Below are 12,780 nucleotides of genomic sequence, written 5' to 3'. Positions count from 1 at the left end.
GACGATGACAGCCCTGAGCGACCCGCTCGCCCTGCCCTGCGGCCAGGTACTCGGCAACCGGCTGATGAAGGCCGCGCTGAGCGAGGGCCTCGGCAATCCGGAGGCCGGGCCGGACGAACGTCTCGACCGGCTCTACCGCCGGTGGGGCACCGGCGGCTTCGGCCTGGTGGTCACCGGCAATGTCATGGTCGACCGACGGCACCTCGGCGAACCGGGCAATGTCGTCGTCGAGGACGAGCGTCACCTCGACGACCTGCGCCGCTGGTCGGCCCATACGACCGGGGCGGGCGCCCGGGTCTGGATGCAGATCAATCACCCCGGCCGCCAGGCGAATCCGCTGATGACCGCGGCGCAGCCGGTGGCGCCGTCGGCGATCGGCCTCGGCCTGCCCGGTATTCCCGCGCCGCGCGCGCTCACCGACGCCGAGATCGTCGATATCGTCCACCGCTTCGCCACCACCGCGCGGATCGCCGAGCGGGCCGGCTTCGACGGCGTGCAGATCCACGGCGCGCACGGCTATCTCGTCTCACAGTTCCTCTCGCCGCTGGCCAATCAGCGCGACGATCGCTGGGGCGGCGATCCCGAGCGGCGCTCGCGGTTCGTGCTGGAGGTGGTCCGCGCGATCAGGGCCGAGGTGTCGCCGACCTTCGCGGTCGCGATCAAGCTCAACTCCGCCGACTTCCAGCGCGGTGGCTTCACCGAGGACGAGTCGCGCGCGGTGGTGCGGCGCCTCGCGGCCGAACGGCTCGACCTGATCGAGATCAGCGGCGGCAGTTACGAATCGCCCGCCATGATGGGCAGGCCGGTGGCCCGCTCGGCGAGCACCGTGGCGCGCGAGGCGTACTTCCTCGAGTACGCGCGGTCGGTGCGGGCGGCCGCGGGCTCGGTGCCGCTGGCCGTCACCGGCGGGTTCCGGTCCCGCCTCGCCATGCTCGACGCGGTCGAGTCGGGGGAGTGCGATGTGGTCGGCCTCGGGCGGCCCAGCGCGGTCCATCCCGGCGCGGCCGCCGAGATCCTGCACCAGCGCACCGAGCGCCTGCACTCGCCGAGCATCTCGCTCGGCCTGCCGGCGCGGGTGGCGACGCTGCCCAATGTCAAGAGTCTCGAAGGCGCCCTCGACCTGCAGTGGCACACCGACCAGCTGCATCGCCTCGGCGCGGGCGCCGACCCCGATCCCGACCGCGCGCCGTGGCTCACGGCGGCGGCCATGCTGAAACACCACGGTGTCGACGCGTTCCGGAGCAGAAGGAGTTCGACCGTGACCCAGCCATCGAAAGACCCGGCCCTGCGCAAGTTCCGGTTCGAACGCGCGGTCGGGCGCTATCTCGCCAATCCGACGGTCCGCGCGCTGGGCCGGATCGGTATCCGCACCTCGTTCGCGACCGACCTGGAGACGACCGGCCGCAAGTCCGGCCAGGCCAGGGTGGTCCCGGTGTCGGTGTCGTTCGACGACACCGGCGCGTGGGTGATCAGCCAGCACGGCACCAGGTCGGGCTGGGCGGCCAATATCGGTGCCGAACCGAAAGTCCGCGTACGGCAGGGCAATCGGTGGCGCACCGGGATCGCGGAGTTGCGTCCGGCCGACGATGTCGTCGCGCGGGCGCGCAGCTTCGCGCCGAACCCGGTCTTCGCCGGGCTGACCGCGGCGACCTTCCGCGCGTTGCAGAGCACGCCGATGTCGGTCCGGATCACCTTCACCGACTGACGACCTCGGCCCGCGCGGCGCAGGCCAGGGTCAGCACGAGCGGCACCGCCAGCGCCGCGGTGAGCGGGACGAGCGCCGTCAGCCAGCCGATCACGGCGGGCCCGGCGAGCAGTCCGAGGTAACCGATGGTGAAGACCCGTGACATGTCGGTGGCGGCGGTGGTGCCGCCGAGATTGCCTGCGGCGGTGAAGATCTGGGGCACGCCACCGGCGAGTCCGAGCCCGCACATCGCCCAGCCCACCAGGGTCAGCGGCAACCACGGCGAGGCGATGACCACCGCGAAACCGGCCCCGGCCAGCAGGCTGCCGTAGCGCAGGATGGCGACCGGGCCGATCGCCCCGCTCACCCGGTCGGCCAGGAAGCGGCCCAGGGTCATGGTCGCGGAGAAGGCGCCGAACGCGAGCGCGGCGTCGGACTCGGACACGTCCAGGTGCTCGCGGGCCTGGAGGGCACTCCAGTCGGCCGCGACGCCCTCGGCGAGCAGCAGCACGAAGGCGATCACACCGAGGGAGAGCACTTTTCGGGTGCGCGCGGTGGCATGCCGCGCTCGCTTCGGCTCGGTGGCCGGGCCCGACGGCGTGATCGTCGATCGGGTGGCGTCGGTGCCTGCCGGTTCGGCGCGCACGGGCGGGGCGATATCCGGGCGTCCGTCGCGGGTCACCGGTTCGGCCGGGTGCGCCCGGTCGGGGTCGTCGACCGGGGCGTCGTAGTGCTCCGGCCGCGAGCCGGGATCGGACCGGTGGTGCGGAATCAAGTGCGGCACAAGCACCGCGGTGACGGCGAGGCCGGCGATCCCCGCGATGGTCAGTGTCAGCTGCGGTGACCAGCCGAGGCGCTGGGTGGCGGCCCCGACCAGCGCGCCCGCGAACCCGCCGCCGGAGAACATGGCGTGGAACGCCGACATGATCGGCCGGTGATAGGCCCGTTCGACGTGCACCGCCTGGGTGTTCATCGAGACGTCGAGCGCGCCGTTGCCGAGTCCGAAACAGGCCAGCGCGATCGCCAGGCTCACCGGGCCGGTCGCCAGCGCGGGACCGAGCACCGTCACCGAGATGGCGGTCGCGGCGACCGCGACCAGGGTGCGGCTGCCGAACCGGTCGGCCGCCGGGCCCGCGAGCCGCATCCCCACGATCGCGGCCCCCGCCAGCAGCAGCACGAACATCCCGAGCAGCGAGGACGACACTCCGGTCCGGTCGGTGATCGCCGGAATGTGGACCACCCACATGGCCAGCAGGAAACCGTTGAGCGTGAAAACGCCGAACACCGCGGCCCTGGCCAGCCGGAGTTCGCGGTCGATCGTCGCTGGAGTCACCGATTCGACGGTACCCGCGCCCGATGCCGGCCGCGGGCGGACCGAGATCACCACGCGCCAGCCGCGGTCGGCGCGTGGTGATCGGGCGCCCGGCTCACTCCTGGGGCGTCCAGATCCCGGTGGCGGCGGTTTCCTTGGCGTACTCGCTGAAATCGCGGGGCGCCCGGCCCAGCGCGCGCTGCACGCCGTCGGCGGTCGGGGTGTTGCGGCCGTCGAGAATGGTGCCGAAGAGGTAGTCGAGCAGGCTGATCACGTCGTCGGGGACCTGGTACTCGCTCAGGGCCGCAACGAATTCCGCGCGGGTGGCCGGGATGAACGCGATCTCGCGGCCACTGGCGGCGGCGATCTCGCCCACGGCCTCGGCGAAGGTCAGCGCCCGCGCGCCGGTGATCTCGTAGATCTCGCCCGCGTGCCGGGGATCGGTGAGCGCGGCCACGGCGACCTCGGCGATGTCGTCGGCGTGCGCGAACGGTTCGGGCACATCGCCGTTGGGCAGCGCGACCGCGCCGGCGAGGACGTCGGGGAGGAACGCGCCCTCGCTGAAGTTCTCCGCGAAGAAGGCGCAGCGCACCACGGTCCAGGCCAGGCCCGAATTCTCCACGATCTCTTCGCATTCGCGCGCCTCGGGCTCGCCGCGGCCTGACAGCAGGACCACCGTTTTCACGCCCGCCGCCTTGGCGGCCGCGGTGAACGCGCGGATGACATCCGGCGCGCCGGGGACGGCGAGATCCGGCTGGTAGGACAGGTAGACGGAATCGACACCGGCGAGGGCGGGGGCCCAGGTGGCCCGATCGGTCCAGTCGAACGGGATATCGGCGGTCCGCGAGCCGAGCCGGACCGGGTGGCCCGCGGCCTCGAGGAGCGCCGCGACGCGGCTGCCGGTCTTGCCGGTGCCGCCGGTGACGAGGAAAAGCTGCTGGTGGGAAGCGGTGTTTGTCATGAGATAAGTACATCGTCCGACGGCCCCGGGCAACATCGTCGTGCCGCTCGCGAACATGCGCGGTCGTCTACTGTGGACGATGTGGATGCGTTGGCCGGACTGCTCGAAGGGCCGCGGGCGCGCGGCGCGTTCCTGATGTGCTCGCTGCTGAACCCGCCGTGGTCACTGCGGATCCAGGACGAGGCGCCGTTGACGGTGCTCGCGATGATCCGTGGAAAGGCCTGGGTCAGTACCGATTCCCAGCCGCCACGCCAGCTCGGCGCGGGTGATGTCGCGATATTCCGTGGGCCGCAGCCGTATACGGTGGCCGACGATCCGGCGACCGACCCGCAGATCATCATCCAGCCTGGCCAGGTCACCACCACCCCCGATGGTGAGATCCTGTGCGAGACACTGAGTCTCGGTGTCCGGCAGTGGGGCACCGATTCCGACGGCGAGACGCTGATGGTCACCGGCACCTACGAATCCGCCGGCGCGGTGAGCAGGCGGCTGCTGCGGGCACTGCCACAGGTCGCGGTGCTGCCGCGCGGTGATCTCGACACCCGCCTGCTCGATCTGCTCGTCGACGAGGCCACCAAGGACCTGCCCGCGCAGACCGCGGTGCTGGACCGCCTGCTCGACCTGGTCCTGATCGCCGCCCTGCGCGCCTGGTTCGCCCGCGACGACGCCCCCGCCTGGTATCACGCCTACAGCGATCCGCTGGTCGGCAAGGCCCTGCGCCTGCTCCAGCACAATCCGGCCCACCCGTGGACGGTGGTCGCCCTGGCCGAGGCGGTCGGCATGTCCAGGGCCGCGCTGGCCCGGCGGTTCACCGAACTGGTCGGCGAGCCACCCATGACGTTCCTGACCGAATGGCGGCTGTCGCTGGCCGCCGACCTGCTGGCCGAGTCCGACGCGACGGTCGAGGCCATCGCCCACCAGGTCGGCTACGGCAGCGCCTTCGCGCTCAGCACCGCGTTCAAACGGCACTTCGGGGTGAGCCCGCGCGACCATCGGCAGGGGAACGTCGCCGCGCTGTCGTCTTCGGCCTGAGCGGGCCCATGCTGCATGATGACAGCGTGAGCTATCCCGTCCTGTGGCCGATGCCGACCCGGTGGGCCGACAACGACCAGTACGGCCACGTGAACAACGTGACCTACTACTCCTACTTCGACACCGCGGTGAACGCCTGGCTGATGCGTGCCACCGGCATGGACATCACCGAACTGCCCGCGCTCGGCGTCGTCGCCCAGACCGGATGCCGGTTCCACGGCTCGGTGAGCTTTCCCGACCAGCTCAAGGTCGGGCTGCGCATCGCCCGCCTCGGCACCTCGAGCATCACCTACGACCTGGCGATCTTCAAGGAGACCGAGGCCGGGCTCGAGCTCGCCGCGACGGGCGATTTCGTGCACGTCTACGTCGACGCCGACACCCGCAAACCGGTGGCGATCCCCGAGGTCGTGCGGACCGCCGCGGCCGAACTCGTCACCGAGTAGCGGCGCTCAGGAGGCGATGACGCCGACTTCGGGCCATTCGCTGGCCCGGCGGGCGCGCAGGATGATCTGGCCCGCCGGACTGTAGCCGGGCGGGCCGGGTAGCGCCGAGAAGGTGGTCTTATCGATCACGAGCGAGGAATCGAGCTGGTCGCGGCTGGGGCCGAAATGGTACTCGACCTGCGTGGTTTCGTCGCGAACCTTCTTGAAGTACACCAGTGTTGCCATCGCCGGATCTCCGCGTAGATCTGCGCCGGTCAACGGATCGTGACCGGCGGCTACCGACCATCGTGGCAGGGATCGAGCGATCGCGCGGCTACCTCGGGTGAATTGTTCCGACCGATCTCGGAACTCACCCGCGCAGCATCGCCTGGAACCGGCGCATGCCGGAAATCCACCGGTCGTAGTCGGAGCCCTTGTTGCGGTACATCTGCAGCACCTCCTGGTGCGGCAGGATCAGGAAGTGCTCGGCGGCCATCGCCTCGACGACGGTCTCGGCGACCTCCTCGGTCGAGAGCACCGCGCCCGCCATCGTCACGGCCTTGATCGCCAGCGCGGCCGCCTCCGGCGCGTCGGGGATCAGGTCGCCGCTGAGCAGCCGGGTGTCCACGCCCATCGGGCACAGGCAGCTCACCCGGACACCCTGGTCGCCGTAGGTGACCGAGAGCCATTCCGCGAAGCCGACGGCCGCGTGCTTGGTCACCGAGTAGGGCGCCGAGCCGATCTGGGTGAGCAGCCCGGCCGCCGACGCGGTGGAGACGAAGTACCCGCCGCCGCGTTCGACCCAGCCGGGGACCAGCAGCCGCGCGGCGCGCACATGCGCCAGCACGTTCACCTCCAGCGCCGCGGCCCACTGCTCCTCGGTGCTCTCCAGGCCGGGTCCGCCGCCGATGCCCGCGTTCGCGAAGTAGAGATCGACCGGGCCGAACGCGCGTTCCGCGGTCGCGATGAGCTCGGCGATCACCTGCTCGTCGGCCACGTCACCGCCGACCGCTACCGCGTTCGCGCCCAGCTCACCCGCGACCTTCGCCGCGGTATCCGCGTCGATGTCGGCGACGACGACCCGCGCGCCACCCGCGACGAGCCGATGCGCGAGCGCGGCGCCGATGCCGCCGCCCGCGCCGGTGACGATGCCGACCTTGCCTGCGATCTCCATGTCCGCACCCTAGCGGGCGCCCGTCACCGTCCGGCGGGAAATTCCGCCACCACGGTGTACAGCGCGGGATGGGCGACGGCGTAGCCGGGCGCGGTCGACAACCGCTGCTGGAACTCGGGGTTCGCGCCCGCGGCGTGCCAGGCCTGCTCGCCGTCCCAGTGCGCGATATTGATCAATGGGAAGCGGACATCGGGGTCGATGGCCCGGTGCAGGCGGTTGTCCCGGAATCCGGGCGCGCGCGACATCAGCCCGGCGCGGGTGTGCCAGTGCCCGATGAACTCGTCGATCCGGGCCACGGGCAGGTCGAAGGCGTTGACGAAGACGATGCCCGGATCGGTCGCCTCCGTCTCGGCGGTGTACTGGGCGGCCACCCCGTAGCTGCCGGTCGCGGCCGTGACCGGCGCCGTGAACAGGGGAGTGGTGTTGTCCACGCCGACGACGCCGACCGAGACGAGCTGATACGCGGTCCCCTTCGCGATCGCCCGCAGCAGCACGGCCGTGGCGACGCCAGGCACCAGATCGGGCCGCCACGCGGGGCGCAGCGCATCGGCTCGCGCGGCCGAGGTCTCGACGATGCTGATCTCGATCATGGTGCCCACCTGACGAATTCGGCCCGTTCCCGACGCGATGCCGCTGCGTCGAGAATAGGCCGAGTCGTGGTGTCGCGCCCGGTGTCAGCCGGTGACCACGGCAGGCTGCGGTGGCACCGGTGCGGCCGGGGCGATCGCAGCGCGGGCCATGGTGCCCAGGCGGGTGTGATTGAAGATCAGGTTCAGCAGGAACGCGGCACCCGCGCCCAGCGTGACCCCGCTGTCGAGCAGGATCTGCGCCGAGGTCGGGAACTTGGTGAACATGCCGCTGGTCAGCTCGGGCAGCAGGCCGATGCCGATCGCGGTGGCGGCGATGGTCGCGTTCACCCGGTCGAGCAGATCGGCCTGACGCAGCGTATTGACCCCGACCACCGCGACCGTCGCGAACAGCACCAGCCCGACCCCGCCGACCACCGGCTTCGGGATCGCCGCGACGACCTCACCGATCCGCGGCACCAGCCCGAGCACCACCAGGATCGCGCCGCTCACCGCGGTCACGTACCGGCTGTAGATCCGCGTCGCCGCCACCGCGCCGACGTTCTGGTTGAAGATCGTGTCGACGAACGCGGTGAAGACGCCGCCGAGCACGCCCGAGAGGCCGTCGCCGACCAGGCCGCGGGCCAGATCGCCCTTGCTGATCGGCTTGCCGGTGATCTCGCTGATCGCGAGCATGCTGGCGGTGGACTCGGCGAACACCACGGCCATCACGATGCTCATCGCCACCACGGCGGTCACCGGGAACTGCGGCGCGCCGAAGTGGAACGGCTGCGGGATGCCGATCCAGTCGGCGGTACCGATACCCTTCGTCGTCACCAGGCCCATCGGGATCGCGATCGCGATCCCGGCGACCAGCGCGATGAGCACGCCGAGCTGCGACCACACCCCGCGCCCGAGGCAGACGAAGCCGACCGCGATCAGCACGACGACCGCGGCCAGCCCGATGTTCAAGGGCGCGGCGAAACTCGGCGACTTCGGGTCGGTGCCGATGATCAGGCCCCCGGCGACCCCGATCAGCGACACGCCGACCACCGTCAGCACGGTCCCGGTGACCAGCGGCGGGAAGAACCGCACCACCCGGGCGAACGGCCAGGCCAGCGCGACGCCGACGACACCACCGATCAGCATCGACCCGTACACGGCCTCGAGGCCGTACTCCTTGGCGATGAGGATCATCGGGTTCAGGCCGACGAAGGTCGCGCCGCACACGATCGGCAGGCGCGCGCCCGCCAGCTTGCCGACACCGAGGCTCTGCACCAGCGTGATGATCCCGGCGACCAGCAGGTCGGCGCTGATCAGCAGTCCGATGGTCGACCGGTCGAGGCCCGCCGCCGCGCCGAACACCAGCGGCACGGTGATACATCCCGTGTACATGATCAAGACGTGCTGGATGCCGAACACCAGCTGCCGCGCGAACGGCAGCCGGGTGTCGACGGGATGTAACTCGCTCATGCCCCCGTTTGTAGCCCGCCATTTTTACCGCCGATGGGCGTCGTGTTTCGGCGGTGTGACGGGTCGGATATATCGCTCAGACGCGGCTGAGCAGCGTCAACGGGTCCTCGAGGAAGCCGGCGGTGGTCGCGAGGAAGCGGGCGCCGAGCTCGCCGTCGACCATCCGGTGATCGAAGCTCAGGCCCAGTGTGGTGACCCAGCGCACGGCCAGTTCGTCGCGGAACACCCACGGCCGCTTGCGGATCGAACCGAGGCACAGGATCGCGGCCTCACCCGGATTCACCAGCGGCACGCCGCTGTCGACACCGAACACCCCGACATTGGTGATGGTGAAGGTGCCGCCGCGCAGATCGGCGGGCGTGGCGTTGCCCGACCTGGCGGTCTCGGCCGACCAGCCGATCTCCCGGCACAGCTCGCGCAGGCTCAGCGACTGCGCCTCCTTGAGATTGGGCACCAGCAGGCCGCGCTCGGCCGCCACCGCGATGCCCAGGTTCACGTAGTGCTTGGTGACGATCTCCTGGTTCTGCTCGTCCCAGGCGGCGTTGATCCCCGGATATTCCGCGATCGCCGCCAGCACCGCCTTGGCCACCAGGGCCAGCGGGGTGAGGGTGAGGCCCTCGAAGGATTTGGTCGTGCGCAGGTGGTCGAGCAGTTCCATCGAGGCGGTGCAGTCGACGGTGACGAAGGTGCTGGCCTGCGGGATGGTGCGGGAGCTGGCCTGCATCGCGGCGGCGGTGCGCTTGCGGACGCCGGTGATCGGGGTGCGCTCCTCGCGCGCGGTCGGCGCGATCAGCCCGCCGTCGGCGTCGCCGGAGTGTCCGTCGAGCGGCGCCGGCGTTGCCGCGCCGACGCGCGCGGGGGTGCGCGGCGCCGTCACCGGAACGGCCGAGCGCACGTCCTCCACGGTGACCGCGCCCTCCGGCCCCGAGCCCGCGACGAACCACAGATCGATGCCGAGTTCCTTGGCCAGCTTGCGGGCCGCGGGCGTGGCCGCCGCGCGGTGGGTGCTCGGCGTGCTCGCCGCCATCGCCGCCGCCGGGGTGGCGGCGCGTCTGCGCGAGGTGGCTTCGGCCTCGGGGCCGTAGCCGACCAGGACGTCGTTGCGGGTGACCTGCTCCGCCGTCGGCGGCGCGGCGACCTCGAGGTCGTTGCGCACCCGGATCAGCGGCGCGCCGACCGGCACGGTGTCGCCCGGCTGCGCCAGCAGCTCCACCACCACCCCGGAGAACGGCGACGGCAGTGCGACGACCGCCTTGGCCGTCTCCACCTCCGCGATGGTCTGGTTCAGTTCCACCGTGTCGCCGACGGCGACGGCCCACGACACCAGGTCACCGTCGGCGAGACCCTCGCCCAGATCGGGGAGGCGGAATTCGAGAACATGACCGTCGTCGGCGGCTTGTTCGGGCACTCCAGGCACCTTTCATCACGCGGCTAGACAGCGATCGACCGCCGCCAGAATGCGGTCGGGGTCGGGCAGGTGGTGCTTTTCGAGCTTAGCCGGGGGGTAGGGGATGTCGTAGCCTCCGACGCGCAGCACCGGCGCCTCGAGGTGATAGAAGCAGCGCTCGGTGATCCTGGCCGCGATCTCGGCGCCGAGCCCGGCGAAGACCGGCGCCTCGTGCACGATGACCAGCCTGCCGGTCTTCTCGACCGATTCGGCGATCGTGTCGACGTCGATCGGTGAAAGGCTGCGCAGATCGATCACCTCCAGCGAATGTCCTTCCTCGGCCGCGATCTTCGCCGCCGTCAGCGCGGTGGCGACGGTGCCGCCGTAGGCGACGACGGTCGCGTCCGCGCCCCGCGTGCACACCCTGGCCCGGTGCAGCGGCAGATCCGGTTCGCCGTCGAAATCTACGTCGGATTTGTCCCAATAGCGACGCTTCGGTTCGAAGAACACCACCGGATCGTCCAGCGCGATGGCCTGGCGGATCATCGAATACGCGTCGGCCGGGGTGCTCGGCGAGACCACCCGCAGACCCGCCGTGTGCGCGAAATACACCTCCGGCGATTCCGAATGATGCTCCACCGCGCCGATGCCGCCGCCGAAGGGAATGCGAATCGTCAACGGCGCCTTCACCTTGCCGCCGGTGCGGTAGTGGATCTTGGCGACCTGGGAGACGATCTGGTCGAAGGCGGGATAGACGAAGCCGTCGAACTGGATCTCCACCACCGGCCGGTAGCCGCGCAGCGCCATCCCGAAAGCCGTTCCGACGATGCCGGATTCGGCCAGCGGGGTATCGATGACGCGGTTGTCGCCGAAGTCCTTCTGCAAGGTGTCGGTCACCCGGAACACGCCGCCGAGCCTGCCGATGTCCTCGCCGAGCAGCACCACCTTGGCGTCGTCCTCCATGGCGCGGCGCAGGCCGGTGTTCAGGGCGGCGGCGAAGGTGGTGATCATGACTGCGCTCCTTCGGCGAGGTAGGCCGAGAACTGCTGTGCCTCTTCGGTGATCAGGGGGTGCTCGGTCGCGTAGACGTTGTCGAACATGCGTGCCGGGTCGGGGTCGGGCATGGCCAGCGTCGCGGTGCGCACGCGGCGGGCGACGTCGTCGGCGGTGTCGGCGACCCGGCGCTCGAACTCCGGGTCGAGCCGGCCCTCGCGGTCGAGCAGCAGGCGGATGCGCTCGATCGGGTCGCGGTGTTCCCAGTACTCGGTGTCGGCGGCGGTGCGGTAGCGCGACGGGTCGTCGGCGGTGGTGTGCGGGCCCATCCGGTAGGTCATCGCCTCGATGAAGGTCGGGCCGCCGCCGGTGCGGGCCCGCTCCACCGCCTGGCGGGTGACGGCCAGCACGGCCAGCACGTCGTTGCCGTCGACCTGCACGCCCGGGATGCCGTAGCCGTCGGCCCGGCGCACCAGCGGCACATGGCTCTGCACCGCGACCGGTTCGCTGATCGCCCACTGGTTGTTCTGGCAGAAGAAGACCACCGGCGCGCTCCAGGTGGCGGCGAAGCCGAGCGCTTCGGCGATGTCGCCCTGGCTGGTCGCGCCGTCGCCGAAATAGGTGATGGTGGCGATGTCGGCGCCGTCGAGATGGGCGGCGTAGGCGTAGCCGGTGGCGTGCAGGCCCTGCGAGCCGACGACGATGTTGGCGTTGGTCATGTTGACCGCGTCGGGGTCCCAGCAGTGGTGGGCGGCGCCCCGCCACAGGGTGGTCAGCTGCTCGGGCGGGACGCCGCGGACGTAGGCCACCGCGGTCTCGCGGTAGGAGCAGAACACGTAGTCGTCGGGGTGCAGGGCGTGTGCCGAGCCCACCTGGGCGGCCTCCTGGCCGAGCAGCGGTGGCCACAGGCCGAGCTGTCCCTGCCGTTGCAGGGCGGTGGCCTCGACGTCGATCCGGCGGGTCACGACCAGGTCCTGATAGAGCTGTCGCAACCGCTCGGCATCGATGTCGGCGACCAGTGCGGCGTGTTCGCGATCGAACACCCGTCTGCCGTCCGGCTGTACCAACTGGACCGGGTAGGTCTGTTTCTCCGACATCGAGATCGCCTCCTCACCATCGCGCCTTGTGGGCCGATGCAAGTACGACAATCGCTGAGTGCGATGTGTATCACTCAGCATCCACGATAAAGCCGACTGCGCAAGCGACCGACACGGCAGTGCGCAGAATGCACGGTCTGGGCCCGTCGCGCGCTGTCATACTGCGTTGTATGACCAGTCGCGAACCCGACGCTGTGACTCTCGACGCCACCGACGCCCGGCTGCTGCGCGAGCTGGTCGCCAATCCCCGGGCCACCGGCGTCGAACTGGCCGCCCGCCTCGGCCTGTCCCGCAACACCGTCCAGGCGCGGCTGGCCCGCTGGGACAGCGGCGGCGTCCTCGGCAGCTTCGAACGGCGCGTCGAACCCCGCGCCCTCGGCTACCCGCTGGCGGCCTTCGTCGCGGTGGTCGTCGACCAGCACCAGCTCGACGCCGTCGTCGACGAATTGGCCGACGTCCCCGAGGTCACCGAGGTCTGCGGCATGACCGGCTCCACCGACCTCACCGTCCGCATCGTCGCCCGCGACGCCGACGACCTCTACCGCATCGCGGGCCAGATCCTCAAGATCCCCGGCGTGGAACGCACCAACATGGCCCTCGTCATGCGCGAACTCGTCGGCCCCCGCACCATCCCCCTCCTCGACCGCCTCGCCGGCCCGAACTGATCACGCCGCGTGCA

General features: G+C 70.8%; 13 protein-coding genes. 4 read left to right on the top strand and 9 right to left on the bottom strand.

Annotated elements, in window-relative coordinates:
* The first annotated feature begins 4 nt into the window (after positions 1-4).
* Positions 5-1,705 (top strand): nitroreductase family deazaflavin-dependent oxidoreductase, encoded by a 1,701-nt coding sequence (locus tag AB0H54_RS28830; RefSeq protein WP_357349545.1) that lies wholly within the window; start codon positions 5-7, stop codon positions 1,703-1,705.
* Here the strand turns inward: AB0H54_RS28830 and AB0H54_RS28825 are convergent.
* The gene (locus AB0H54_RS28825; protein ID WP_357349736.1) at positions 1,695-3,170 is read right to left on the bottom strand and encodes an MFS transporter; all 1,476 of its coding nucleotides are present in this window, start codon (positions 3,168-3,170) and stop codon (positions 1,695-1,697) included. The two genes, AB0H54_RS28830 and AB0H54_RS28825, sit on opposite strands and share 11 nt — an antisense overlap.
* Positions 3,112-3,957: an NAD(P)H-binding protein gene (locus AB0H54_RS28820; protein WP_357349543.1), complete on the bottom strand. Its 846-nt coding sequence runs from the start codon at positions 3,955-3,957 to the stop codon at positions 3,112-3,114. The genes AB0H54_RS28825 and AB0H54_RS28820 overlap by 59 nt, the downstream gene beginning before the upstream one ends.
* Positions 3,958-4,038: 81 nt before the next feature.
* Here AB0H54_RS28820 and AB0H54_RS28815 point away from each other — a divergent pair, with 81 nt between their 5' ends.
* Positions 4,039-4,989: an AraC family transcriptional regulator gene (locus AB0H54_RS28815; protein WP_355283446.1), complete on the top strand. Its 951-nt coding sequence runs from the start codon at positions 4,039-4,041 to the stop codon at positions 4,987-4,989.
* 50 nt (positions 4,990-5,039) lie between these two features.
* The gene (locus tag AB0H54_RS28810) at positions 5,040-5,432 is read left to right on the top strand and encodes a thioesterase family protein (RefSeq protein WP_355283519.1); all 393 of its coding nucleotides are present in this window, start codon (positions 5,040-5,042) and stop codon (positions 5,430-5,432) included.
* Between the two features lie 6 nt (positions 5,433-5,438).
* On the opposite strand, the gene AB0H54_RS28805 is transcribed toward AB0H54_RS28810, so the two are convergent.
* From AB0H54_RS28805 to pdhA, 7 genes are all read right to left on the bottom strand, one after another.
* Positions 5,439-5,657, bottom strand: coding sequence for a hypothetical protein (locus tag AB0H54_RS28805; RefSeq protein WP_355283449.1), 219 nt, complete (start codon positions 5,655-5,657; stop codon positions 5,439-5,441).
* A gap of 124 nt (positions 5,658-5,781) precedes the next feature.
* Positions 5,782-6,585 carry an SDR family oxidoreductase gene (locus tag AB0H54_RS28800; RefSeq protein ID WP_357349541.1) on the bottom strand — a complete coding sequence of 268 codons (804 nt, stop codon included), beginning with the start codon at positions 6,583-6,585 and terminating at the stop codon, positions 5,782-5,784.
* Between the two features lie 23 nt (positions 6,586-6,608).
* Entirely contained in the window at positions 6,609-7,175 is a 567-nt protein-coding gene (locus AB0H54_RS28795) for an antibiotic biosynthesis monooxygenase (RefSeq protein ID WP_357349539.1), read from the bottom strand.
* 84 nt (positions 7,176-7,259) lie between these two features.
* Positions 7,260-8,624 carry a nucleobase:cation symporter-2 family protein gene (locus AB0H54_RS28790; RefSeq protein WP_357349537.1) on the bottom strand — a complete coding sequence of 455 codons (1,365 nt, stop codon included), beginning with the start codon at positions 8,622-8,624 and terminating at the stop codon, positions 7,260-7,262.
* Positions 8,625-8,700: 76 nt separating this feature from the next.
* Complete coding sequence (locus tag AB0H54_RS28785) at positions 8,701-10,032, bottom strand: dihydrolipoamide acetyltransferase family protein (protein ID WP_357349536.1); 1,332 nt, start codon at positions 10,030-10,032, stop codon at positions 8,701-8,703.
* A gap of 15 nt (positions 10,033-10,047) precedes the next feature.
* Positions 10,048-11,022, bottom strand: coding sequence for an alpha-ketoacid dehydrogenase subunit beta (locus AB0H54_RS28780; protein WP_357349534.1), 975 nt, complete (start codon positions 11,020-11,022; stop codon positions 10,048-10,050).
* Positions 11,019-12,101 (bottom strand): pyruvate dehydrogenase (acetyl-transferring) E1 component subunit alpha, encoded by a 1,083-nt coding sequence (gene pdhA, locus AB0H54_RS28775; RefSeq protein ID WP_357349532.1) that lies wholly within the window; start codon positions 12,099-12,101, stop codon positions 11,019-11,021. Before pdhA ends, AB0H54_RS28780 begins: the two co-directional genes overlap by 4 nt.
* A 170-nt stretch (positions 12,102-12,271) precedes the next feature.
* Here pdhA and AB0H54_RS28770 point away from each other — a divergent pair, with 170 nt between their 5' ends.
* A complete protein-coding gene (locus AB0H54_RS28770; protein WP_357349531.1) occupies positions 12,272-12,766 on the top strand; it encodes an Lrp/AsnC family transcriptional regulator in 495 nt (164 codons plus the stop codon).
* Positions 12,767-12,780: the final 14 nt, after the last annotated feature.

This window comes from Nocardia sp. NPDC050718 (assembly GCF_040654235.1).
Taxonomy (GTDB): domain Bacteria; phylum Actinomycetota; class Actinomycetes; order Mycobacteriales; family Mycobacteriaceae; genus Nocardia.
Note: the sequence above shows the minus strand (reverse complement) of the source record. Positions and strands in the feature narration are given on the sequence as shown.